Source organism: Allofournierella sp. CML151, from assembly GCF_027853465.1.
Lineage (GTDB): Bacteria > Bacillota > Clostridia > Oscillospirales > Ruminococcaceae > Allofournierella.
The window spans coordinates 315,226-340,082 of the sequence record NZ_JAPNNW010000001.1 but is presented as its reverse complement, the minus strand read 5'-3'; the positions used below and the strand labels follow the sequence as shown (position 1 = coordinate 340,082).

Genomic DNA, 24,857 nt, shown 5'->3' with positions numbered 1-24,857 from the left:
GGCAGCTCTGAAACCAGAGCTGCCTTAAATCAATTTTTTACGATATCATTGCCGGATCATTCGATATCCAACGCCAATATGAGTCTGAATGTATTTGGGATCGGATGGATTTTTCTCAATCTTCTTGCGCAGGGTTGCCATGAACACACGAAGCGAAGGGGTATCGGAAGCCAGCACACTCCCCCACACCTCTTTCAAAATGTAGTTGTGTGTAAGCACTTTTCCCGTATTTTTCGCAAGTACGCACAATAGCTTATATTCAATGGGAGTAAGATGGACTTCGTTTCCTTCCATATATACGCAGCCGGCCGCATAATCGATCACAATTCCGCCATTGCGATATATGCTGCTCTGCGTCTGGGATGCACCTTCCTCTGCACGGCTGCGTCGCAATGCCACCCGCAATCGAGCAAGCAGTTCATCGATGCTGAACGGTTTGGTCAGATAATCGTCCGCCCCGGCATCCAGCGCCTCCACCTTATCCTGGTCCTCACTCCGGGCGCTTACCACGATAATCGGAACCATACTCCAGCCACGCACCTTATGGATGATTTCCACACCATCCATATCCGGCAGACCCAAATCCAGTATGATCACATCCGGATTATAAGAAACCGCATCCAGCAATGCTTCTGCGCCATTTTTCGCTGTATGATATTGATATTCCTGGGTATCCAGAGTGGTTCGAATCAGATTGGTAATGGCTGGATCATCCTCCACTACCAGAATTTTCGGCTTATACACGATCTAAATTCACTTCCTCTAAAGGCAATGTAAAGGAGAATACTGCTCCGTGCGGCTCATTATTCTCCACAAAGATCTCACCACCATGCGCCTCCACAATGGACTGGCACAGGCTGAGCCCCAGGCCCAACCCTCTCCGGCTGTCGGCTTTTCCAATCCCGGCGGTATAGAACATGTCGAACAGATGCACCTTTGCCTCGTCCGAAATGCCCGGTCCATCGTCTGCAATGTGGATGCATACCATTCTGTCTTCTTTTTCAGCGGAAATGCAGATGTGAGACCCCTCCGGAGTATACTTGATGGCGTTATTCACAATGTTGATGATTACCTGAACAATCAGCCGGGCATCCATTTTTGCCATCAGCAAATCATCTTCCAGGTTCACCCGAATGTGATGTCTGGCAGCCTGACGATCAACATGCGCAATTGCTTCCCGCAGTACGTCGTCAATAAGCTCCGCATTCATCTGCAGATGCATCGTGCCGTTTTCTATCCTTGTAATGGACAGGAGATTTTCCGTCAGGTCCACCAACCACATGGAATCATCGTAAATCGACGCGTAGATTTCCTGCTTTTTCTCTTCCGTCAGCGCGATGCTCTTTTCCATCAAAACGCCTGCATTTCCGCTGATGCTGGTAAGCGGTGTGCGCAGATCATGGGAAATCGCTCGCAGCAGGTTGGACCGCAGCCTTTCCCGCTGCGTCTCCAGCGCGATTTTCTGTTTTTCATCCCGCAATCTCCTGCGTTCCAGAATAAGGCCGCATTCGTTCAGGATCGAAATCATCAGATTTTTCTCGAAAACCTCCAGCGGCGGATAATACTTTGCCGGAACGCCAATCACGCCCATTACTTCCTGGTTTCCCCGGACAGAGAGATACAGATTATGCGCGTGCGAGAGCGTATTGGTGGTCGCGCCCGCATGCTTGTTATTCTTTATTACCCAGTCTGCAACCCCTTTTTCTTCCGGCGTCATTGCACTGAGTTGTTTGTTTGCTTCGCTTTGCGGCGATACCTGAAAAGAAAGCTCCTGTCCTTTCATCGCCAAAGCGTAGAGCACCGGCCGATCCAGGAGTGCACTCACCTGCTCTGCCGCAATCTGAATGATTTCCTGCTCATCACGCCCCTGCTGAAGCTTTTGATTGCTGTTGATCAGCAATTCCATATAATATGCCTTCTGGGCAGACTGGCGCGCCTGCTTTTTAACCCGGGTGGCCAGTGTACTGGAAATCACACTGGCCACCAGCATGATCAAAAACGTGACCGGGTAATCCGGATCATTTGCTGCCAATGTGAAGCGTGGTACCGTAAAGAAGAAGTTGAACGAGATAACACTGAGCAGCGATGCCAGCGCGCCATAGAGATGCCCGTTTGTCCAGATGGCCGTCAGCAGAACGCCCAAGATGTATACCGTAATGATATTCGCTTCCCGCAGCCCCAATGTATAGAAGCAAAAACTGATTCCGGTAGCTGCTGCCGTAATCAGAACAACCTTCAGCAAATCCGTCCAGCGAAATTTGTGATCTTCCAGATGAATGAAGGATGCTTTTTTCTTGTAGAGCGGCTGTGTGTCGGGAATGATATACACATCAATGTCACCGGCAAGTTTCGTCAGCTTATCCACCAGTGTTTTGCTTTTCAAAAAGGCCGTGGACTTGTGGTTGGTACGGCCCAGAACAATTTTTGTAATGCCGCTGACCTTTGCATATTCGGCAATCTGTACCGCCGGGTCATCTCCATAAACGGTGGCGATCTGTGCACCAAGCTGTTCTGCCAACCGCAGATTATCGCGCAACCGCTTGAGATTTTCTCCCTTCAGCTCCTTTGTCTCGGTCGTTTCTACAAACAACGCTGTAAAACTGCTATGGAACGCCTCTGCCATCCGTGCCGCTGTACGAATCACCTTTGCATTCGACGGTGAACTGGAAAGACAAATCAAAATATGCTCGCTTGCCTTCGCCGCAGTCTCGTTTCCTGTCCGCTGCGCATTCCGGCTCAATCGGTCAGCCGTACGGCGCAGCGCAATCTCACGCAGCGCTACCAAATTGTCCTTTGTAAAGAAGTGATTCAACGCACGGGAGGCCTGGTTCCTCTGGTAAACCTTACCCGTTTGAAGCCGAAGGATCAAATCGTCCGGCTCAATGTCCACCAGCTCCACCTGGTCAGCTGAATCGAACACCGAGTCGAGAATCCGTTCGTTGACGGCAACCTGCGTTATAGAAGCCACCAGATCATTTAACGACTCCAGATGCTGCACATTGACCGTCGTATATACATCGATTCCTGCTCTCAGCAGTTCTTCCACATCCTGGTATCGTTTTGTGTGGCGGCAACCTGCTGCATTGCTATGCGCCAATTCATCCACAAGCAGTAATTGAGGTCGTCTTTTCAATGCTGCATCCAAGTCAAACTCGTTCAGAACGATTCCTTTGTACTCTACTTTCAACGTGGGGAGTTGTTCCAATCCATCCAACAGCGCCAATGTATCCGGGCGGGTATGCTTTTCCACATAACCCACTGCAACATCCACACCCTGATCCTTCGCACGATGAGCGGCTTTCAGCATCGCATAGGTTTTCCCCACACCAGCAGCATAGCCAAAAAATATCTTCAAACGGCCTTGCCGCGGTTTATCTGCTTTTTCGTATTCCGACTCGTACCAATTATCCAATCTTCCATCGCCCGCTTCTCATTTTTGTCTTTATTGTACCATACTCTGCCTTGAAATAATGTAAAGAAGGCTCATCAGCGCATTAAGATTCCATTAAGATAACCGTCTTAACAAAATCTTAGCAAGCCAAAAAGTTCCCTAACGGCTTCTTTGACCTCTATGTGCTATAGTATGACCATGAGAAGCGTCGAACTATTATGATGCAATCAAGCCATATTGCGGCAGAAAGAATTCATCCAACGCAGGAAAGCCAGCTTACAAAGCATACCGTATTTTCTTCTCAAAGCCTCCTGTTTTCTTCTTTCACAAAAGGACTCTCTGTTTATTTCGGGAAACATCCTTTGGCGTTCTGGGCTGCTGCCCTGTGGGGAATGCCCATCGCACTTGTTTGTTTATTCGGAGCCACCGCTTTCTTTTTAAACATTGCACTGAATGAACTTATTTTTTCGTTTTTCTGAGCTAAAGATGATTGCGAACCGCTTGCAGGAAGCAGGATAGCGCCAATTGCAGACCTCATTTACGGGTGTTGAAAAAGGGCGGGTCCTCTGAAGGGGCCCGCCCTTTTTGGTCAAAGAGAGTCGCTAAAGAAATGGATGATTTTTTCTTCGATGTCCAGAGCTTCATCAGACACAACATGGCTGTATTGGTCGTATATGCAGTGGGCGGCAGATACATAACTTAGGGGCGTTAGAAACGATGGTATCGTTCTCTATGCCTTCATGCTGTTGACTGCGAACATAATCACGGAGCTTATCGTTCCGGCGTGATGAAGAATATCATCGGCCGTGGCATCGCGAAGAAACAATACTACTTCTCGATTGTTTTGACGGTATCTGCTGCCTATTTATTGACAATGCTGGTCAACGGCATGATTGCAGGGGTTCTCGCATTCAGCAAATATGGAATGGGAACAGTTTCGTATCCTGCTTATTATGCCCTTTCTATAATCGCACGTGCTCTTTTTGTATTGGTGTACATCAGCTTTGCTGCCACGACGACCATCTATACCAGAAATACAATTGCAGGCTTTATTTCTGCCCTGATCATTCCGAATATTCCGCAAATTTTGGAAATGGCATTAAGAGTTTTTAAAATTCAGATCGACCTTGATTTTATCAAAACCTCTACACATATGCCGTCTACCTATGCGGCATCGAATGACTTGTCATCGTTCCTGCCGTGCTTCATTGTTCTGTGTGGATATTTTATTCTGTCTGTTTTCTTTGGCCTGAAAATTTTGAAGCAGCAGGATATCAAGTGAGTTCCACTTAGATATCTATACCCTGAAAAGCATATTTTATAGAACTGTAGGCCGCATGAGATGATCTCATGCGGCCTACAGTTCTTTTTCCTGCCCCTGCAAAAACGAAGGTGGCTACTTGCTCTTTCTTTCGAGATCCTACCTTGCTTCCCCCTGTCCGTTCGACGACATCGTTCGATTCACATTTCCGGTTGCCCTCGGCCCGCTATTCGGCGGATTGCTATAGAATTTATCCGTCCTATATGTTCGCTCAGGGATCTGTTCATTTATGCGTTCATTATGCTGGGCAAACATGGTTCTTCCAAGGAAATGTCTCACCTTTCCCATCCTAGCATAATCACACTCGCAAACCCGCATTACAAAAACAAAAAAGCCACCAGCTTTTCAGCTGATGGCTTTGGTCCGAGTGGCGAGAGTCGAACTCACGGCCTCTTGAACCCCATTCAAGCGCGCTACCAAACTGCGCTACACCCGGACGTTTGGCCCGGTGTTCTCACCGGCGACGTTGTTTATTATAGCGCATCCCTCGACAGATGTCAACTCTTTTTTCAAAGAATTTTCAAAAAAATTTAACGCGTTCGATTTTTCTCTTTTCTCCCCTGTTGTGGGCCTGAATCCGATCGCCGCTTTGCCGGAGCATTCAAAAAGAGGCAGCCTTGCGGCTGCCTCTTTTTGTGTTTATGCGATCGATTAGTTGCCGTAGTAAGCCTTCAGGTACAGCTCCTTGATCTCGCTGACCAGGGGGTACACCGGGTTAGCGGTGGTGCACTGGTCCTCGAAAGCCTTGTAGGACAGCTCGTCCACCTTGGCCAGGAACTCTTCCTCAGAGATGCCGCAATCGCGGATGGTCATGGGACGATCAGTCTCCTTCATCAGCTTGCGAACGGCCTCGATCAGGCTGTTCACAGCGGTCTGAGTCTCGGTGCCCACGTTGCACAGGCCGCAGCGCCAAGCCAGCTTAGCGTAACGCTCGTCGGCGATGTACTCCTTGTACTTGGGGAACGCAGCAAACTTGGTGGGACGGGTCGCATTGTAGGCGATCACGTAGGGCAGCAGGATGGCGTTAGCACGACCATGGGGGATGTGGAACTCACCGCCCAGCTTATGAGCCATGGAGTGGTTCAGACCCAGGAAGGCGTTGGTGAAGGCCATACCGGCGATGCAGGAAGCGTTGTGCATCTTCTCGCGGGCCAGGTTGTCACCATTGTAGGAAGCCTTCAGGTAGTGGAATACCATCTCGGTGGCCTGCAGAGCCAGACCATCGGTGTAGTCGCTGGCCATAACGGAAACGTAAGCCTCGATGGCGTGGGTCAGAACGTCCAGACCAGTGTCGGCAACGATGCTCTTGGGCATGCTGCGGGTGAACTGAGGATCGATGATGGCCACGTCGGGAGTCAGAGCGTAGTCGGCCAGAGGATACTTGATGTTGCCATTCTTCTTATCGGTGATAACGGAGAAGCTGGTAACCTCAGAACCGGTACCGGAAGTGGTGGGGATAGCGACCAGCTTGGTCTTGGCGCCCAGCTTGGGGAACTTGAAGGCGCGCTTACGGATATCCAGGAAGCGCTGACGCAGACCGTCGAAGCTGGTTTCGGGATGCTCGTAGAACAGCCACATACCCTTGGCAGCGTCGATGGCGCTACCACCGCCGATGGCGATGATCACGTCGGGATTGAAGGCACGCATGGCCTCCACGCCGCGCATGATGCACTCTACGCTGGGATCGCTCTCAACGTCGGAGTAGATCTCGCTGTGGCAGTACTGCTCACGCTTACGCAGGTAATGCAGGATCTTGTCCACATTGCCCAGCTGAACCATCACGGGGTCGGTTACGATGAAGGCGCGGCTGATGCCCTCCATCTTCTCCAGGTACTGGATGGAATCTTCCTCGAAATAGATCTTCGGGGGAACCTTGAACCACTGCATATTAACTCTCCGTTTCGCGATGCGCTTTTTGTTGACCAGGTTGACGGTGGTAACGTTCTGGCTCACGGAGTTCTTACCGTAGCTGCCGCAGCCCAGGGTCAGAGAAGGAGTATTGGTGTTGTAGATATCACCGATAGCACCCTGAGAAGAGGGGCTGTTCACGATGATACGACCAACGCGCATTGCGATGCCGTACTCGTCGGCAACCTTCATGTCGCCGGTGTGGATAACAGCAGAATGGCCCAGGCCGCCCAGCTCCAGCATCTTGTTGGCGTAAGCGAAGCCCTGCTCGTTGTCCTTGGCTACGAAGTAGGCCAGAACGGGGCTCAGCTTCTCCTTGCTCAGGGGGTACTGCTCGGAGGGTTCGGGCAGAGGAGCGATCAGGATCTTGGTCTTCTCGGGAACCTTCAGACCAGCCTGCTCAGCGATCCAGTTAGCGGACTTACCAACAACGGGAGCGAACACGCCCTTGTTGGGGTCTGGGAACATGTACTTGGTCAGCTTCTCAACTTCTTCGGGATTCAGGAAGTAGCAGTTGTTCTTCTTCATGTACTCCTCGAAGTCCTTGGTCAGCTCCTTGGCAACGATAACAGCCTGCTCGGAAGCACAGATCATGCCGTTGTCGAAGGTCTTGGACATCATCAGGTCGGTGCAGGCGCGATGCAGGTCTGCAGTCTTCTCGATGAAGCAGGGCACGTTGCCGGCGCCAACGCCCAGAGCGGGCTTGCCGCAGGAGTAAGCAGCCTTAACCATGCCAGGGCCACCGGTGGCCAGAATGGTGGCAACACCGGGATGATTCATCAGAGCGCCGGTAGCCTCAATGCTGGGCTTGTCGATCCACTGGATGCAGTTCTCGGGGGCGCCGGCCTTAACGGCAGCTTCGTAAACGATGCGGGCGGCCTCGGCGCTGCACTTCTGAGCGGAGGGATGGAAGCCGAAGATGATGGGGTTGCGGGTCTTAACCGCGATCAGACATTTGAACAGGGTGGTGGAGGTGGGGTTGGTGGTAGGAGTAACACCGCAGATTACGCCCACGGGCTCAGCAACTTCCACGTAGCCCTCCATGTCGTTCTCTTCCAGGATGCCAGCGGTCTTTTCCTTCTTGATGTTGTGCCAGATGTACTCGGTGGCAAACATGTTCTTGATAACTTTATCTTCATACACGCCACGGCCGGTCTCTTCCACAGCCATGCGTGCCAGTTCCTGGTGCTTGTCCAGGCCGGCCAGAGCCATCTCGTGAACGATGTGGTCGATGGTCTCCTGATCATAGCTCAAAAACTCCTGAAGAGCCTTCTGGGCCTTTTCGACCAGACCGTCGATCATTACCTGAACTTCGGACTTGTCGTTCTCTACGGTTTCAACCTTAGCTTTCTTCTGTTCTGCCATTGGTTCTGCCATCCTTTCAAACGATTGATTCAAAACAACCGGGGCGTTGGCGTTCCGCTCTGCCCCACTGACAACATAATATCATATTGTTAATTGAATAACAATGCACCAGTTTCCCAAACATTGTTAGAACGGTAACAATGTTTTTGTCAAACTATACAACACCTCGCTTTCTGCTTTTGGGAAACGATTTTTACCGCCCGGGCTATGGCCGCTTTCCGTCCTCCTTTCTTTTTCATAGCTCCTAGGCAGAAAAGACACTTCATGCTATAATGATACAACAAACAGCAACCTTTGAGGAGGCGATTTTATGTATTGGTCCCGTAAACTTTTAAAAAGCAACGCGCGTAATGTGCTGCGCGGCAGCTATTGGCGGGTATTTGTGGCCTGTTTGGTTTGTGGCCTGTTGGGTGCAGGTTCCAGCAGTACGGTTAACATCAATCTGCCGACCCAGCTTCTGGATCTGAATAGTTTGGATTACGATCCCTACTGGTCTCTTATTTTTTCTATCCTCTGGATCGTTATGATCGCAGTCATCCTGCTGTGTTTGGCCTGGGGAATCTTCGTAGGCAGCCCCATGAAGGTGGCACAGTGCCGCTACATGATGGAAAACCGCTGCGGCAATCCCCCGTTCAGTAGCCTGTTCTCGGTATTCAGCAACAAGGATGCCTATCTGAACGTGGTCAAGACCATGTTCCTGCGGAATCTGTTCATCTTTTTGTGGAGTCTGCTGTGCGTAATTCCCGGTATATATAAGGAATATCAATATTATTATATCCCCTATCTACTGGCAGAAAACCCCTACATGAGCTTTGACCGTGCCAAAGAGCTGAGCATTGCCATGACTGACGGCGAGAAGATGGACATCTTCGTGCTGGATCTGTCCTTCATCGGCTGGTATCTGCTGGGCGCGATCATCCTGATCGGCGGGATTTTTGTAAATCCCTATGCCCAGGCCACCTACGCAGAGCTGTATGCCGCGGCCCGCAGTAAGGCCATGGATACCGGCATCACCGGCCCGGACGAGCTGAGCGGATTTGCACAGTATTGACCGGTTCCATTTCAATCAATAAAATCAATTGTTTAACGATGGGCTTTGCCTGCGGTTATGACTAACCGGGGCAAAGCCCATCTTTTTGGTTAATCTGCCAGTTTTTTGCTCTGGTTTTTTTCAAAAGCGGCCCTGCATCAAGGTCCTGTTTTTGATAGGATAAGTTGACTATGTACGGCACGGTGCGGAACGTCTGTATAAAAATGAGGAGGTTTTTCTTCTATGAGCAAGGAAACAAAAAAACACACCGCCATCCACCGACTATTCTCAGGGCATCTATGATGCAACTTCGCTGGGCAAACCTCGCGTACTGGTTCTTGGCCTGCAGCATATGTTCGCCATGTTTGGCGCAACCGTGCTTGTACCCCTGATTACCGGTCTGAGCGTTTCCACCACTCTGCTGTGTGCCGGTCTGGGCACTCTGCTGTTTCATCTGATCACCGGCGGCAAGGTTCCCGCTTTTCTGGGCTCCTCGTTTGCTTATCTGGGCGGTTTTGCCATCGTCGCGCCCATGCTGGTGGATGAAAGCGGCCAGCAGACCATTCCCAACACCGAAATGCTGCCCTACGCCTGTGCGGGTGTAGCGCTGAGCGGTCTGGTGTATGTGGTGTTCAGCCTGCTGATTTCGGTATTCGGCATCCGTCGCATCATGAAGCTGTTTCCCCCTGTGGTTACCGGCCCCATCATTATCGCCATCGGCCTGATTCTGGCCCCTTCCGCCATCACCAACTGCCAGAGCAACTGGCTGCTGGCTTTTGTGGCACTGGGCACTGTAATTGTATGCAACATCTGGGGCAAGGGCATGATCAAAATTCTTCCCATTCTGCTGGGCGTGCTCGTCTCTTATGTGGTAGCTCTGGTCACCGGTGCGGTGAACTTTTCCGACGTAATGCAGGCCGACTGGTTCGGCATTCCCCTGAACCCCAAGGCCATGGGCCTGTTTGCCATTGACGGCAGCCCTGAGTTCATCAGCGCAGTACTGACTATTGTACCCATTGCTCTGGCCACCATGATGGAGCATGTGGGCGACGTGGCCTCCATCAGCGCCACTGTGGGCAAGAACTTCATCCGCGACCCCGGTCTGAACCGCACTCTGCTGGGCGATGGCCTTGCCACCAGCATGGCCGGCCTGCTCGGCGGTCCCTCCAACACCACCTACGGCGAAAACACCGGTGTTCTGGCCCTGACCAAAATTTACGATCCCCGAGTGATTCGCATTGCGGCCGTATTCGCTATGATCCTGAGCTTCAGCCCCAAGTTCGATGCCATATCATCAACTCTATTCCCGCCGGAATCATCGGCGGCATCAGCTTTGTGCTGTACGGCATGATTTCCGCGATCGGCGTGCGGAACGTGGTGGAAAACCAGGTGGACTTCACCAATTCCCGGAACCTGATCATCGCCGCGGTCATTCTGGTCTGCGCCCTGAGCTTCAACTCTGTGGGCGGTCTGACCTTCACCGTCGCCAATGTGGCCATCAACCTGTCCGGCCTGGCCATCGCCGGTATTCTGCTTAACGCAGTGCTGCCCGGCAACACCTATGAGTTCGATGACAGCACCGGCACCGGCGAAGGCGCCAGCCTGCGTGTCTGATTGTCTGCCAGCCGCAGCAGGCGGCGGAGCCAGGCAATTGAAAAACTGAATCGCATAAAAGGAAATCCGGAACCGTATTCGCTGCGGCTCCGGATTTCTTTTATATTATTATATGTATTCCGCACATCAGCGAACCAGAAGCCAGATTGCAATTGCAACCTGCGCAAGTAAAATGGCCGGAACGCCCAGATAAAATTTCGGCTTGCGGGTCTTGTGGTGGAAACGATACATCGCTGCCCAGAACGCGGCGCTTCCGCCCAGCACACAAAGCAGCAGCAGGGTGTTTTCCGGAACTCTGCGCCCGCCTTTTTTCGCCTGACGTTTATCCCAGGCGCATACGGCCACGGAAATCAGGCTGATCAGCACCCAATATATCAGCAATCCAATTTGTATTCGATCCAAGTAAGTTTCTCCTTTGCTTGTTTACTCCTGCAGCAGTTCCATTTGCGTCTCTGCCTGACCCATTTTTGCCGGGCCGGATCCTCTTTGAACATCAAATGCAGCATGTTCCAGCGGCCTAACTATACCATACCAGCGCGTAAATTTCCAGTCATTTTAGCCTCAAAACTTTCTTACATATTATTATATATGTATCTATATGTTTCGAAGCGTCATCCATTCGGCATAAAAGAACCTGTATCAGCACAGCATTTAAAAGCATGCGAAACGCAAAACCATTATAGTCCGCAGAGGTGAAGTATTTCTCAGGCTACAGTCTCCCTGTCACACAACCGTACACTTTGCAATCGCGAATCATACGCCGACACTGCGGCGAAGATCTGCTGCCCGGCGCACAGAAAACCGGTATGGCTGCCCACTTCCCCATCGCCGAAAAGGCCGGCCGCAGCTGACTCAATCAGGAGTTTTCCGGCCATCCGGTTTTTGCTCTACATGGTAAATACCGCTTTGCGGATTAAGCACCGGCAGGATATGAAGGGTTTCATACTACGCAGACGTTCTTTCAGCAGTACCCGATTTCACCCCTGAAACGGGTACTCTCAAGCCGGGTTCGGTATGCTATAATTAGTATAAAGGGAAGTTTCGCGTTTTCCCGGCATAAGCGGGCAGCAGACCATAAAATAGACAGGGTCTGCCGATTCCGCTGCCAACAAAAACACGAGGAGGAAAGAATATGAAAGGACAAGCAAAACCGCTACATGGCCGATCACCTGGAAAGCGATTGTTTTCAGCAATTGTCAGCCTATGCATGATCGTGTCCCTGCTGCCGACGACGGCGTTTGCCGAAGCTGGCGTACAGGACAGCATTGTGATCACAGGCACAAGCAGGCTGTGCGAACATCACACCGAACACACCGCCGATTGCGGCTACACCGAGGGAACGGCGGAAATTCCCTGCTCCCATGAACACGACGAGAGCTGCGGCGGGCTGATTGACCCGGAAGCCTGCAATCATACTCATGATGAAACCTGCGGCTATGTTCCCGCCACAGAGGGAACGCCTTGCACCTATGTTTGCGAGATTTGCAATGCACAGGACAACGGGAACCCCGTAACTCCGTCCGACGCACAGCCGGAAGAATGTACCTGTGAAACCCTCTGCACCGAGGAAGAAATCAATGAGGATTGCCCGGTCTGCTCTGTGGAGGGAGCTGAACTGGACAAGGTTTGCGTCGGTGCAGCTCTTATGCTGCCCGTCACGACGCTGGCGGCGGGAGAAGATGCGCCTGGTAAACTTTGGGTGGGCCAGACACAAATTACAGGGAGTGGCTATTGGAAAACAACTACTGAAGGAAACTTTGAAACTGGTAGTGAAAATGACTACAATGTCTATTACGATGGCAACGGAACCCTGACGCTGAACGGCGCGACGATTCAGGGAGGAACTTCTACCGGGTCAGTTCCTTATGGCGCCGGGATCTATGCTCAGTGCAATAGCGGGGAGTCGGTTTCCCTGACCATCGAGCTGATTGGTGAGAATACCATCACAGGCTACTATGGGATTTATGTGAATGCAGAGATAAGCGCGGACAGCAATGGTACAGACGCCTCCCTGACTATTACGGGTGAAAACAATGGCAGCCTGGAAGTATCTGGTTCTAATCACGGAATATTTGTCAAAAGCGGAACAGGCAACGCCTCCCTGAACATCGAGAAAGCCACTGTCACAAGCAGCACCAATGGCGGATATGCCGCCGGCGTCTATGTGATGTCCAGCGCGAATGCCACCGGCTCCCCGAATATCTCTCTTTCCGTCAACGGCGGCAGCCTGACCGCCAGCGGCACTGGAAACAGTGATGGGATACTGTTTCATGTGGGATCGTCTCAAGCCTCTAATGCCACTACCAGTCTGACGGTCAGCGAAAAAGCGATCGTGGACGCTAAAACAGGCGGGATCAAGGCATCTGATCCCAATCTTAACAATCTCAGTGATCAAATCGTTGTTGGTTCCGGTACCGGCACCAACGGCGGCATCGTCTTTGACGGTACGGAAGGCACCGTGTACGGCAATGTGACCCTGGACGAGAGCCTCACCATTAACCAGGGCGAAACCCTGACCGTCCCGGATGGCTCCTCGCTGAACTGCAACGGCAACCTGACCAACAACGGCACGATCATCGTGGAGAAGGGCGGCAACCTGACAGGTGACCCAGGCGGTACAGTGGTTAGTGCCCCCACCATCGGCACCCAGCCTGCAAGCCAGACTGTGACCAAGGGAAACACTGCCACCTTTTCCGTTGCGGCCACCGGCGAAAAACTGTCCTATCAGTGGCAGCAAAGCACTGACAACGACCAAAGCTGGACGGATATTTCTGGAGCAAACGCAGCCACCTATACCACAGCGGCTACCACTACCAGCATGAACGGCTATCAATATCGCTGTGTGGTGAGCAACAGCGCAGGTAGCGTCACCAGCAATGCCGTTACCCTGACGGTCAACGCTGCCACGGTTTCTGTCACCGGCGTGACCCTGGAACCAACCTCGCTCTCCCTGTTCACCGGGGATACCGCGCCCCTGACCGCTACGGTAAAGCCTGACAATGCCACAAATAAAAACGTGACTTGGGAAAGCAACAATACCACAGTTGCCACCGTGGACACTAACGGCAATGTTGCCGCTGTGGCTGCGGGCGAAGCTACCATAACGATCAAAACTGCGGACGGCAACCACACCGCTACCTGCCAGGTGAAGGTGACCCAACCAACATACGGCATTTCCGCCGACATCTCGGCTCTCGACTTTAGCATCGCTTGTCCCGGTTATGAGCGGCCTGCTGCCAAAACCGTGACCATCACCAACACCGGCAACCAGGCCCTTACCCTAAACCAACCTGCTTCCACCAACAGTTTTGAGGTGGGGACCCTCTCCAAGACCAAGCTGGCCGCAGGCGAAACGGCTACCTTCACGGTGCAGCCCAAGGCCGGACTGGCCGAGGGGGCATACAGCGAAACCATCACTGTTTCCGGTTCCGAGAATACATCCGTGACGATCTCCGCCACCTTTACCGTGCAACACCAGCTGGAAAAGGTGGCCGCGAAAGCCCCCACCTGCACCGCAACAGGAAACAAGGAATACTTTGTCTGTAAAGTCTGCGGCAAATATTTCGACATCGACGGCAAGACTGAGATTACTCAGGAAAGCACTGTGATTCCGGCCACCGGTCACAGCTATGGCGAACCGGAGTGGAGCTGGTCGGAGGACGGAAAGACCTGCACCGTAACCTTTACCTGCAAAAACGATGCAGCCCACAAGGAAACTCCGAAGGCAACTGTAACATCGGCAGAAAAGACCCCTGCCACCTGCACAGAAAAAGGCGTGACCACCTATACAGCGTCCCTTGAATTTAACGGCCAGACTTACAAGACTGCAAAGGATGTGACAGACATCCCGGCTACCGGCCACAGCTATGACAACGGCAAATGTACTGTCTGCGGCGCGATTGCTTCTGATTTCAAGGCCGTTATCACAGCCGGGGCAAACGGCAGCTGGCAGAAAGGCACAAAGGATGGTCTTTCCTTTACTTCCAATGCAGCTTATAAACACTTCCGGAAGGTACAGGTGGACGGCAAAGACCTGGATGCTGCCAACTACTCCGTAAAGGAAGGCAGCACCATTGTCACCCTGAAAGCCGAATATCTGGAAACCCTGTCTGTGGGCAAGCACACGCTGGCTGTCGTTTCCGATACCGGCACAGCTGTTGCGGAATTCACCATTCAGGCGGCTCCTGCCACCGATAACACACGCTACTATACCTGCCAGAGCTGCGGCCACCACGACTGGACCGCCACCGATGCGGGTTACCGCTGCGACTACTGCGGAAGGGTTATCACCGAGCAGATTTCCGGCTACCCGAATGTGAAGGGGGTCTACACTGCCCCCACCGCCAGCCCCGCTCCTTCCACCGCACCGGGCTCCCCCGCCACCGGCGATGAGAGCAATCTGGTTCTGTGGGTGGTTGTGCTGGCTGCCGGTTCGGCTGCACTGGCCGGGAGCTTCCTGATCCAGCGCAAAAAAGAACAATAACACCGAAGAGCGCCGCCACACACCCAGACTGCGGCGGCTGATCTCTTCTGAATGAACCCGATTTCCTCTGATCGATTTTTAAGCCCTGTTCAGCCCTTTGCTGAGCAGGGCTTTTTGTGTCTGCTGCACCGAGCCGGAAGCAGTGGGCAATGCGTAGCTCAGCCGCCCTGGCGCTGATATTACAATTGATGCGAAAGCCATGCTGCTCTAAATCCGCCTTTTTGCTACAGCTGAAAAAACGAGGGCTGCGCAAGGCAGCCCTCGTTTTTTTCATAATTCAGATTATTCCTGTGTATGCTCCGCCACATAGGGCTCCAGGAACATTCCATCCGCCTTCAGTGTTGCCCGAAGCGTATCGGTATCCAGTGCATTGGCAGGCTGACCCAGGGCCGCGCTCTGAGCTGCCGCCGTTCCTGCCGCCTGAGCCGCCGCCATTACAATGGGGGTGACCCGAATGGCCGCACAGGCCTCGTGGGTGGCACTGATACACCGGCCAGCCACAATCAGGTTCTGAATCTCCCGGGTGGTCAGGCAGCGGTAAGGGATACTGTACCAGCTGCCGGGCCGCAGAAAGCGGTGTTTCATTGCGGCACCGTCCGGCGAGTGTACATCGATGGGATAACCGCCCATGGCAATGGCATCCGGGAACATACGGTTCTGCAGCAGGTCGTCGGCCGTAAGCTTATATCTGCCGTCGATCTTGCGGCTTTCCCGAATTCCGATGTGCGGCCCGGTGGAAATCAGGCGGCAATTCTCGAAGCCGGGGATATACTTGCGCATGAATGCCACGATTTCCCAGGCCTGGCGTCGGCCTTCGATCTCCGCATCGGTCAGATCAAACGCATCCACCGCCGATTTCTTAATGATACGGGACATGTTCAAAATCATCTCGCCGGGGGTGTTGGTCTCGAAGCAGAGCACCATATCCCGGTCCACATGCAGTTCTCCCCGCTCCTTCGCCAGCCGGATCACCGAATAGGCACCCTGCATACCGGTGCGCGGGATCTGCTCCAGATGATCAAAGGGAATGGTGGAGAGCATATCATCCTGATGGCTCTTCACATATTCCATCATCTTCTGACGGTCCACATGATCCACCTTGATGTTCATGCTCATGGGCTGGGCCAGATGGTCGCTTTCCCGCCCGTAACAGGAAGTAACCCCTGCATGGGTGGCAAGGTCCGCGTCGGCGCTGCAGTCCAGGAAGACCTTGGCGGTCACGTCGAAAAATCCGTTTTTCGAATACAGATGTACCCTGGTGATGGTTCCGTTCTCCACATCGCATCCGGTGTATACGGTATGATACAGCAGCTGTACCCCCGCTTCGCAGGCCATCTGCTCCAACACCAGCTTCATACCCTCTGCATCAAAGGGAGTCACACTGCTGGCATAGCCCACAAAGTCCTCCATATGGCCGGGGGAAAGCTTTTTTTCCTTCAGACGCTCAATGATTTCATCCGCAATGCCCCGTACCACCTGGGTCTTGCCCGCATGGAAGGTCATCTGCGGGCCGGTTCCGGCCATGGTCAGCATACCACCCAGGTATCCGTTCTGTTCCACAAGCAATACGCTGGCGCCATGCCGCGCCGCTGCGATGGCCGCTACCGACCCGGCGGGGCCGCCGCCGATTACAACCACATCATAGTTCAATGTCCGCCCCATGGTCTGCCTCCTTGCAAAGTTCATGATAAGTCCGCGCAAATGCGTGGGCGCCAATCTCCGACAACGCCCGAATCCCGGTATTTCCCAGCCGCAGCGGGCCCACGCACAGCATGGGCACCCGATATTCGCGGCTGGTCAGACCCAGACGGGTCCATTCAAGAAAATGAAAATACTCATGGCTCAGGATCAGGTTTTCTGCCTGCTTCAGTTCCATCCCATTCTGCTGTGCCCACAGACCAATGGATTTCAAATACAGGTTCACAACACTCTGACCGGCAATGTAGTCGCTGAAGTAACGCTGGTTCCCACTGACAAAATCCACGTCCTTTTCCACCAGCTTCAAACCACTGGCCCGGGCGATGGCGAAAAAGTCGTAGCTGCCCGCCTGTTCCCGATAAAGCGCACGGGCGGCGTTCGCACCCTTGTTCCAGGCCGATTCCACAATACCTGCCCGGTCCTGCGGGGGGATTCTGCCGTAGCACGGGTCACGCTCCAGTTCCCGGTCTGCCAAGGTACGGTCCGGAAAAGGAAGTTGCATCTCCTGCTGCATACGTTTCTCCTCAGCTTTCGCTTCTCTTGGTTGCCGCCAGAATCAGCGGCTCCTCCTTGCTGCATCCGGCAAGCTCCACATTGCCCAGGCTGGAGATCTGCTCCGGGCTCTGCATACCGGACAGGTCAATCACCCGCTTGCCCAGTACCACATATACATTGGGCAGATTTACGCCGCCGTCGTTGTAAACGGTCAGTTCTTCCAGAATCCAATCCAGATCGGTCTGCCAGCCGCCCACGGTGGTCTGGCGTACCAGAGCATTGTTCTTCTGCAGGCGGATTACGCCTTCCTCGTCCACCAGACGCAGCTGGCGCACGCTCTTTTTCAGAATGCCGAAAAGCTTCTTCTCCACCTTTTCGTGCAGCACCGCATACATGGAACCGTTGCGGGCTGCGATTGTCAGCTCATTGCTGGGCGCATCCAGGTTTTCGGCCACGACCTTCAGGATCTCTTCCTCGGTCAGCCGGCGGCTCATCCGGTCCTTGCTGCGCAGCTCAGTGGCACCCACGGCGATGGCCCGCACAATGCTGCGCTGGGTATCCACCTCCACGCTCACCTCAACGGTGCCCGGTGCGGCGCCGTTCTGAATGGCCTTGAGCTCAGCCTCACGGCGCACACTGATGATATCTTCCTCGGTGGGGTTAGTCACGCTTCGCTCCACCATATCCCGTACCATTGCCAGTGCCACGCCAATGGTGGAGATAACAGGGGCGTTCTTCGCAATGCGGTATTTATGCTGCATGGTCTCGGCCAGATGCGGCACAACCGTAGCCGCACCACCGCCACCGCCCACGAACACTGTGGTGCGAGGGTCCATTTTGTAATCCTTCATCAGCTGGGCTGCCACTTTGCTGTTCTTTGCTGCGGCGAAGGCAAGCACCTGCTTTGCCGCTTCCTCCACCGTGCATCCCATGGAATCCGCCAGCGGCTTCCAGGCTTTGCGCGCTGCTTCCGCGTTGCCATAGGCATAATCCTCCGGCCGCACATAGCCGGCGATGTTTGCCGCGCCTGCCATGGTCAGCGCCACCCGCAGACCGTTTGCGCATTCGATGCAGGCGTAGTCCGGGTCGGTCTCGGTGGGACGCACAGTGACCAGCTTGGGTTCCACGATCTGGTCCGCCTCGGTATAAACCTCATAGTCCAGCCCTGCAATGTGGGCACTGCGGGGACCAGTATCGCATGCCTTGCCGTCTTTGATCTGAACCATCGAACCGCCGCCGATGCCCACCGTGCGCACATCCAGGCTGTTCAGGTAGGTCTTGTGACCGCCTACCTCGGCGTACTGGATCATGACCTTGCCGTCCTTCACGCAGGAGATATCCGTGGAGGTGCCGCCCACCTCGAAGAAGATACCGTCGGTGAGCTTTTCATACATCAGCGCGCCCGCAACACCAGCCGCCGGGCCGCTCAGAATGGTCAGAATCGGGCGGCTGCGCACTTCATCCACCGTCATAACGCCGCCGTCACAGCGCATGACCATCAACGGGCTTTGAATGCCCGCGCCCTTGATGCTCTGATCGGTCATGGTGGCCGCCTCCAGCATCTTGGGCATAATGCTGGCATTCACCACGGCAGTACGGGTGCGGATCTTCAGGCCGTACAGCTTGGAAATGTCATTGGTGGCTGTTGCGGGCAGATCCCGCTCGCCGCACATTTCCACCACCTTGTTCTCGTTGGAGGGGTCATCCACGCTGAATGCTTCTGCCGCCACGATACTGGTGCACTGCTGTTTCTGCAGCGCATCCAGTGCACCGGCAATATCCCCTGTCAGATCAGAAGCCGATGTGTCCACATATTCGTTGCAGGATACCAGGAACTTGCCCGGTGCAAGCTCGATATTGCCCATGGTGGTATCGGACTTGCTCTTGGCTCCCTGCAAGCCGCTGCCCAGGGTGATCACGCCCACCTTGGCCACGTCGCCCTCCAGCAGTGCATTGGTGGCCTGCGTGGTTCCGTGTGCAATGAAGGTAACGTCTTCCGGACGAATGCTGCACTGCTCCATAACCTTGTGCAGCACCTGAACGATGCCGGCGGCAACGCCCTCCTTTGCGCTGTGCGTGGTGGGAACCTTGACCTGGCCGATCAGTTCGTATGTATCGTTGTTGATGGCGACTGCGTCGGTAAAGGTACCGCCCACGTCGATGCCGATACGCACTTTCATAGTTTGACCCTCCTATAATAAAAATCTTTGTTGTATAACGTCTTTCATGCGCCATTTCAGCACGGCTCTGGAAGTTTCAATCCGCGGTGCTTGCCGTGGGTTCAAACCTCCAGAGGAGCGGAGGCCGCGCGTGACCTCCGCTCCGCCAAAAAGGGGAGGAAAATTCTTCCGGTCAGAAGTACAGTACAGCGCTGATCACAACGCCGATGACCGCAATGATCCACAGGTAGGGCAGCAGCCGCTTGGTGACTGCGTTCACATCCACCTCGCAGAAGTTGGCGGTCCATACGTTCTGGGTGTTGGTGGGGTCACCGCAGCCCTGAATACGCTCGGCAGCCAGGAACGCACCCATAACCGCCATGGCAGGCAGAGTGCCTAGACCGATGATCAGAGCAGCGATGCCGCTGCCCAGGCCAAACAGGTTCATGGGTCCGCGATACAGGGACAGCGGAGCCAGAATGCTGAAGAACAGGATGTAAGGCAGCTTGCTGGTGGGAATCACCGCTACCAGGAACGGATTCAGCACTTCCTTAACCATGGTGTGGGTCACGGCCAGATACAGAATGCCGATGCCGATCATCAGGATGATGGCGGGGCCGCTGTCGGTAATGCCGTCATAGCAGGTCTTGACCAGCAGGTTCATGGCTTTGGAGAAGCTCTTGGAGGTGAATACCAGAATCCAGATGATGCCGACCATGAAGGCAGGGCATACCGGGAACTTGAATACCGCCACCAGAACGATGGGGATCAGCGGAGTGAGCATGGCCAGCGCGCCGGTCACACCGGTGAGCTGCTTGGTGGGCTGAGTATCCTGAACCGGAGCGGAGAAAGCGAACTTCACGCCGTTGCGCTTGAACTCCACAAACACCAGCACCAGAGTGGCAATAAAGGTGGCAACGAGCATGTAGATCTCGAAGCCCTTGATCTGCTCAAGCTCCAGCCCGAAGATGGTGGAGAAACTCTTCCAGTTTGCGATGTTGAAGGTCAGGCCGGTGGTGAACGCCATTAGGAAAATACAGGCGGCGCTGAGGGCCGGAACACCAACGGAGATCAGGATGGGCAGTACGATGGAGCCCACCATGATGATGGAGCCCAGGCCGTTCAGGGTAGTGAACAGCACGGCACAGGCAATCACCATAATCAAGGTGACGATCAACGGGCGGTCGCCGCCCAGCTCGGCACTCTTTTTGATAATGTTTTCCGTTACGCCGGTCTTGTTCATCAGCTGGCCCAGCCAGGCGCCGAAGATCACGGCCATGATGGCGCTACCCATACGAACCGTACCATTTTCCAATACAGTCTGCAACCAGCCAATCTGATTGCCTTCCGCATCGGTACCAATGGCCGGAACGCCGGCGATCACACAAATCACCACTGCCATCAGCGGCAGAGCAAGCAGAGTGGGGATTTTTTTCGTCATCATCAACGCCGCAATGATGAGAAATGCAACAATAATCAAAGAACCTTGTAGCATCTGATTACACTCCTTACTTTCGAATGTGCTGTGCAGCGCGTTGCTGCAACGGCTCTATCACATCGGGAAACGCGCCTCCCGCATGTTCTGAATCAAAGTGCCTCCACGGCTTCGCGGAAGGCGGCAGTGGCCTGCTTGAGCTGCTCCGGCCCCGGCTCCTTGCCCATGACAATGGCGCCGATCATCACAGCCTTGCAGCCGGCCTGATACAAATGCTTTACCTCGCAGGGTTTGATCTTGCGCTGGGTGGGAATCAGGCAGGGCTTGCCGCTCTTTTCCACCAGATCCGAATACCGCAGAATATCCGCGTAGTTCAGATCGGTGCCGTAATTTTCACCCGGCTGCACCGAGCATTCCAGCACGTCGATGGGGCTTCTGCGCACCGCATCCAGCGTGGCGGGGGTGTAAGTATAGTCGATGGCAACCATCTTGCTGAGCACCTGGCTCTCCATCATATGGCAGGGCAGATGCTGCGAATAGGAGCTGAAAAAGCCCAGGCCCATCTGCTCCAGCTCCAGCCGCTCCTCCGGCGTAATGAAGGCGTCCGCACCACCAGGCACAAGGCCTACCGGCACATCCCCGCATAGCTCGATCAGCTTGCGCAGGAACTCCTTGTTTTCCGCATAGCTGCCAAAGGTATGGCCGCTGGCCCGGTGCCACACGTTGCAGTGGACCTTTACCGCCTGCGCGCCGCCTTCCAGCGCCGCCTTCGCCAGTTCCAGATCATTGGAGGGCAGACTCACCACCAGGGAGAACTTGTTCTGCCGAATCATCTCTTTGAATTGCATAACAATGCCTTCTTTCCATAGATTTGATTATATGAAAAGCACTTTGCGTCAGCGGGCACACAAGGCTTTTTGCCGCACCGTATCTGCAAATAGCTTTATCGTATCTCCGTCATTTTTTCTCAACAGCTCAAATCTGGGCGCGCCGTCTTCCTGCAGCGCGGTCTTCACGTACCCCTCCACCGTGCTCAAAAAGCCCTGGGTATGCGCTGCGGTCCCGGACAAAAAGACCACATCCAGATTGAACAGGGTGCACAGAATCGCCGTCATTGCCCCGATCTGTCGCGCCAGCAGCCCCGGCTGCTCCCGGTTCAGACTGGTGGCCTCTTCCCCGCTCTCGCCGGACTTCAGTTCAAGCTGAGTCTCCGGTGTCATCAGAGGGGTCATATCTGCAATCACACCATTCTTTAACGGAATCGGGCGACCATCGATGTTCACACTGGCCACCACTGCAGCACCAACGGCAATGTGGGCACTGTTCACTTTTTCTTCCTTCATTCCCCGCATGGCCTGGGCCGCTGTATAATTCTGGCTGTATTCCTCCAGCACCGGAACCCGGAACTGGGTACGCAGCGCTTCCACCAGTGAAATACTTGCGGAGGAAAAGCCGGTGGAATACACCACGTTGAAATCGCTGGGGCGCATATCCTTCTGGAACAGCAGCCCGATTCCCATCAATGCCCCCTGCCGGATTGCCTCATGCCCCAGCAGATTGAACAATACCCGGGTTATCTCGGTAAGCAGTTCGTTGCTGGACAGATACTGTTCTGCCAGAACAACGCTCTGTTTCACCTGAAGTGCCAGGTCAAACAGGATCAGCCGGCTGCTTTTTCGGCCGATTTCCGCCACGGCCACCACTCCCCGGTCCCGGTTGACCGTAAGCGCGGTGCGGCTGCGCCCGCCGGTTGCGACCCGCACGCCGCTTTCCACCAGAAGGCCCTCCTCCAAAAGCTCACTCACCAGCCCGGAAACCGTACTGGGAGAAAGCTCGGTCAGATTTGCGATTTCGATGCGTGAAAGCGATTCGTGCTCCAGCACCGTTTGCAGCAAAACCCGTCGGTTCTGCTTTTTCATGTCCTGCAGTCCACTCTTTTTCATGGGACGTGAATTCACTCCTTACTTTCTTGCGCGCGCCTTATTTCGGATTCCGAAACATCTTTCTGCTTGCAGTATAACACCGCCCAAAACTTATTTCAATCTCCGAAATAAGTTTTTTTGAGATGTAGGCGGATTTTCTCTGTTTCGCTGTTTTCTCACACCAGGAATTGTGTATTCTAAACAATATTTTCTTTTTTGTTTTTCAAGAGCGATTTTCGTCTCTTCCTCGGCCGAATGTTTTCTTTCGTCGAACAATCCGGCTGCTGTTGTTCAATTCCTGCTCTACTGTGGCGGCCGCTCTTTCAAAGGCGTGAAAGGCTCTCTATCGATCTTTCCTGAGAGTTTAACCAAGGATATCTTCTTCTCTTTGGTCAGTATGGCCCTTGAAATCGGCAAGAGCACAGGCGTAGACTATAGATGTACCATACCCGTTATGAAAGGCGGTGCAAATTCGCTAATGAACACTCTGGATTTTTTCTCCGCTTAGAAAGGTTTGGTTATCCAATGGAAGATTGGCGAATTACAAATCAACGCCAATATCTGGATGGGGCCACGCTTGTATGGGACCACTATTCCACGGATGATGCATGGGATCATGACCACTGCGAACTTTGTTGGGCCAAATTCCCGGAGGATGAAAGCGCCGGATACCGAACCCGGGATTCCCGTCACTGGATCTGCAAGCGGTGCTTCGAGGATTTTAAAGAGGACTTTTCCTGGACAGTTGCGGAAAACGGCCAGCCTGCAAAGAACAATCACCTGGAAAATTAACCGGATGATTCGTATCTGTTATTCAGCCTGTTCACCTGCTTAAAGCACTATATCCTGTTCGTTCTGGAAGCGGAGGGATCTATGTATTCCGCCGCCAGTCTGATCAGCCCGGGCACTCCACCATCCCCGTTGCAGCGGAGGCTCCGGCGAATCCTGATTCCGGTGGGGCTCGTTCTTCTTCCGCAGGCAAGCTTATTCTGGAGAGAAGTCATCACAACAGACCCCATATCCGCCAAAGAAACTGCAGCAAGAGCTGCTTTCCCCGTTCAATTGAATTCGATTTTATGGATCATCTGACCGAAAGGACTTTTATGCCCCGTTGAAAGCAAAAAAGCACCGAAACCGCCGATTATAAGCCGTTCCGGTGCTTTTTTCTTTTTCATCTATTTTTTCGTTTCAATCAAGCACGGGTTTTACCCCGCAGTCGGTTCTTCCGCACTTACAGAGAGCATTGGAAGGTCCAGACCTTCCACCCAGGAAGCCACCTCTTCTTCCGATGCCCCGGCGCTGAACCGCTGTCCCTCCAGCCACGTGGCATTTTCTGCGAAAGCCTGCAGGTCATCAGCACTGGAACCGATCCCACTGGAACCGGACGTGCAGAACGGAACAATTGTGGCATCCCCAAAATCATAGCTTTCCAGAAAGGTATACAGGATTTTTGGCGCTCCGCCCCACCAGATTGGGTAGCCCAGGAACACCACGTCATATTCCTCCGGGTTTTCCAGCGTTCCCGCAATTGCAGGTCGGGCGTCGGGGTCCTGCTGTTCCTGATTGGCCCGGCAGGACTCGTTGTTATAATCAAGATCCTCGCTGGTGTACGGCTCCTCGGCTACAATCTCATAAAGCTCTGCATTCAACACTGTCTGAAGATGCCGGGCAACGTTTTCTGTATTGCCGGTAGCGGAAAAATATGCCACCAGAATATTTGCGCCCGATTCAGCGGTATCTGCATCCTCCACCGGCTCAGAGGCTTCCGACGATGCAGACGGAATCGAAACGTAGGCCTCGCTTTCCTGCACAGACTGCGTCTGTTCCGACGTGCTCTGTACTCCCGTTCCTCCACAGGCTGTCAACATACAGGTCAATGCAACCAACACAGCAAAAATTCGTTTCATCTTGTGATACCTCCTCGTTCTTGTGCGCGACCGCCAGACCTTGCATTCAAGCCCCTGCTGTTACCGAACGCTGGAATGAGACTTTTTGCCCGGCTCTTGCTGCACAGTCAAAAAAATGTGGGTGCCCTT

The 24,857-nt window shown here is 53.7% G+C and carries 16 protein-coding genes, 1 tRNA gene and 1 pseudogene; 6 read left to right on the top strand and 12 right to left on the bottom strand.

Features of this window, described 5'->3' with window-relative positions; all coding sequences use genetic code 11:
* Nucleotides 1-45: 45 nt before the first annotated feature.
* Complete coding sequence (locus PH256_RS01655; RefSeq protein ID WP_087185154.1) at nucleotides 46-744, bottom strand: response regulator; 699 nt, start codon at nucleotides 742-744, stop codon at nucleotides 46-48.
* Complete coding sequence (locus tag PH256_RS01650) at nucleotides 737-3,412, bottom strand: sensor histidine kinase (protein WP_087185153.1); 2,676 nt, start codon at nucleotides 3,410-3,412, stop codon at nucleotides 737-739. Before PH256_RS01650 ends, PH256_RS01655 begins: the two co-directional genes overlap by 8 nt.
* A 197-nt stretch (nucleotides 3,413-3,609) precedes the next feature.
* Here PH256_RS01650 and PH256_RS01645 point away from each other — a divergent pair, with 197 nt between their 5' ends.
* Nucleotides 3,610-3,870, top strand: coding sequence for a hypothetical protein (locus PH256_RS01645; protein WP_270912710.1), 261 nt, complete (start codon nucleotides 3,610-3,612; stop codon nucleotides 3,868-3,870).
* 308 nt (nucleotides 3,871-4,178) lie between these two features.
* Nucleotides 4,179-4,673: a hypothetical protein gene (locus PH256_RS01640; RefSeq protein ID WP_270912708.1), complete on the top strand. Its 495-nt coding sequence runs from the start codon at nucleotides 4,179-4,181 to the stop codon at nucleotides 4,671-4,673.
* 398 nt (nucleotides 4,674-5,071) lie between these two features.
* Here PH256_RS01640 and PH256_RS01635 read toward each other — a convergent pair.
* Nucleotides 5,072-5,148, bottom strand: a tRNA-Pro gene (locus PH256_RS01635).
* 215 nt (nucleotides 5,149-5,363) lie between these two features.
* Nucleotides 5,364-7,985, bottom strand: a complete 2,622-nt coding sequence (gene adhE, locus PH256_RS01630) for a bifunctional acetaldehyde-CoA/alcohol dehydrogenase (protein ID WP_270912706.1) — start codon at nucleotides 7,983-7,985, stop codon at nucleotides 5,364-5,366.
* A 310-nt stretch (nucleotides 7,986-8,295) separates the two neighbouring features.
* Between adhE and PH256_RS01625 the strand changes: the two genes are divergently transcribed.
* Together PH256_RS01625 and PH256_RS01620 are read left to right on the top strand one after the other, a co-directional pair.
* Entirely contained in the window at nucleotides 8,296-9,036 is a 741-nt protein-coding gene (locus PH256_RS01625; RefSeq protein WP_087184650.1) for a DUF975 family protein, read from the top strand.
* A 274-nt stretch (nucleotides 9,037-9,310) separates the two neighbouring features.
* Nucleotides 9,311-10,629: pseudogene (locus tag PH256_RS01620) on the top strand (uracil-xanthine permease family protein).
* Nucleotides 10,630-10,755: 126 nt separating this feature from the next.
* Here PH256_RS01620 and PH256_RS01615 read toward each other — a convergent pair.
* Entirely contained in the window at nucleotides 10,756-11,031 is a 276-nt protein-coding gene (locus PH256_RS01615) for a DUF1294 domain-containing protein (protein ID WP_270912703.1), read from the bottom strand.
* Between the two features lie 730 nt (nucleotides 11,032-11,761).
* Here PH256_RS01615 and PH256_RS01610 point away from each other — a divergent pair.
* Nucleotides 11,762-15,112, top strand: coding sequence for an Ig-like domain-containing protein (locus tag PH256_RS01610; RefSeq protein WP_270912701.1), 3,351 nt, complete (start codon nucleotides 11,762-11,764; stop codon nucleotides 15,110-15,112).
* 282 nt (nucleotides 15,113-15,394) lie between these two features.
* Here PH256_RS01610 and PH256_RS01605 read toward each other — a convergent pair whose 3' ends face one another.
* From PH256_RS01605 to PH256_RS01580, 6 genes are all read right to left on the bottom strand, one after another.
* Entirely contained in the window at nucleotides 15,395-16,774 is a 1,380-nt protein-coding gene (locus PH256_RS01605; protein WP_087184654.1) for an FAD-dependent oxidoreductase, read from the bottom strand.
* Nucleotides 16,752-17,285: a hypothetical protein gene (locus PH256_RS01600; RefSeq protein WP_270912698.1), complete on the bottom strand. Its 534-nt coding sequence runs from the start codon at nucleotides 17,283-17,285 to the stop codon at nucleotides 16,752-16,754. Before PH256_RS01600 ends, PH256_RS01605 begins: the two co-directional genes overlap by 23 nt.
* Before the next feature lie 49 nt (nucleotides 17,286-17,334).
* Nucleotides 17,335-19,485: a hydantoinase/oxoprolinase family protein gene (locus PH256_RS01595; protein WP_087184656.1), complete on the bottom strand. Its 2,151-nt coding sequence runs from the start codon at nucleotides 19,483-19,485 to the stop codon at nucleotides 17,335-17,337.
* A 172-nt stretch (nucleotides 19,486-19,657) separates the two neighbouring features.
* Nucleotides 19,658-20,944, bottom strand: coding sequence for a C4-dicarboxylate ABC transporter (locus tag PH256_RS01590; RefSeq protein ID WP_270912696.1), 1,287 nt, complete (start codon nucleotides 20,942-20,944; stop codon nucleotides 19,658-19,660).
* 107 nt (nucleotides 20,945-21,051) lie between these two features.
* Complete coding sequence (locus tag PH256_RS01585; protein WP_087184658.1) at nucleotides 21,052-21,747, bottom strand: hypothetical protein; 696 nt, start codon at nucleotides 21,745-21,747, stop codon at nucleotides 21,052-21,054.
* 48 nt (nucleotides 21,748-21,795) lie between these two features.
* Nucleotides 21,796-22,842 (bottom strand): winged helix-turn-helix transcriptional regulator, encoded by a 1,047-nt coding sequence (locus PH256_RS01580; RefSeq protein ID WP_087181235.1) that lies wholly within the window; start codon nucleotides 22,840-22,842, stop codon nucleotides 21,796-21,798.
* A 417-nt stretch (nucleotides 22,843-23,259) separates the two neighbouring features.
* On the opposite strand from PH256_RS01580, the gene PH256_RS01575 reads away from it, so the two are divergent.
* The gene (locus PH256_RS01575; protein WP_270912693.1) at nucleotides 23,260-23,613 is read left to right on the top strand and encodes a hypothetical protein; all 354 of its coding nucleotides are present in this window, start codon (nucleotides 23,260-23,262) and stop codon (nucleotides 23,611-23,613) included.
* Between the two features lie 413 nt (nucleotides 23,614-24,026).
* Here PH256_RS01575 and PH256_RS01570 read toward each other — a convergent pair whose 3' ends face one another.
* The gene (locus tag PH256_RS01570; protein ID WP_087184660.1) at nucleotides 24,027-24,728 is read right to left on the bottom strand and encodes a flavodoxin; all 702 of its coding nucleotides are present in this window, start codon (nucleotides 24,726-24,728) and stop codon (nucleotides 24,027-24,029) included.
* Between the last annotated feature and the right edge of the window lie 129 nt (nucleotides 24,729-24,857).

Bases quoted from the DNA above. Each gene is read 5' to 3' on its own strand.
- PH256_RS01645 (WP_270912710.1), top strand. From the start codon at position 3,610: ATGATGCAATCAAGCCATATTGCGGCAGAAAGAATTCATCCAACGCAG.
- PH256_RS01640 (WP_270912708.1), top strand. From the start codon at position 4,179: ATGAAGAATATCATCGGCCGTGGCATCGCGAAGAAACAATACTACTTC.
- adhE (WP_270912706.1), bottom strand. From the start codon at position 7,985: ATGGCAGAACAGAAGAAAGCTAAGGTTGAAACCGTAGAGAACGACAAG.
- PH256_RS01625 (WP_087184650.1), top strand. From the start codon at position 8,296: ATGTATTGGTCCCGTAAACTTTTAAAAAGCAACGCGCGTAATGTGCTG.
- PH256_RS01610 (WP_270912701.1), top strand. From the start codon at position 11,762: ATGAAAGGACAAGCAAAACCGCTACATGGCCGATCACCTGGAAAGCGA.
- PH256_RS01605 (WP_087184654.1), bottom strand. From the start codon at position 16,774: ATGGGGCGGACATTGAACTATGATGTGGTTGTAATCGGCGGCGGCCCC.
- PH256_RS01595 (WP_087184656.1), bottom strand. From the start codon at position 19,485: ATGAAAGTGCGTATCGGCATCGACGTGGGCGGTACCTTTACCGACGCA.
- PH256_RS01585 (WP_087184658.1), bottom strand. From the start codon at position 21,747: ATGCAATTCAAAGAGATGATTCGGCAGAACAAGTTCTCCCTGGTGGTG.
- PH256_RS01580 (WP_087181235.1), bottom strand. From the start codon at position 22,842: ATGAAAAAGAGTGGACTGCAGGACATGAAAAAGCAGAACCGACGGGTT.
- PH256_RS01575 (WP_270912693.1), top strand. From the start codon at position 23,260: ATGTACCATACCCGTTATGAAAGGCGGTGCAAATTCGCTAATGAACAC.
- PH256_RS01570 (WP_087184660.1), bottom strand. From the start codon at position 24,728: ATGAAACGAATTTTTGCTGTGTTGGTTGCATTGACCTGTATGTTGACA.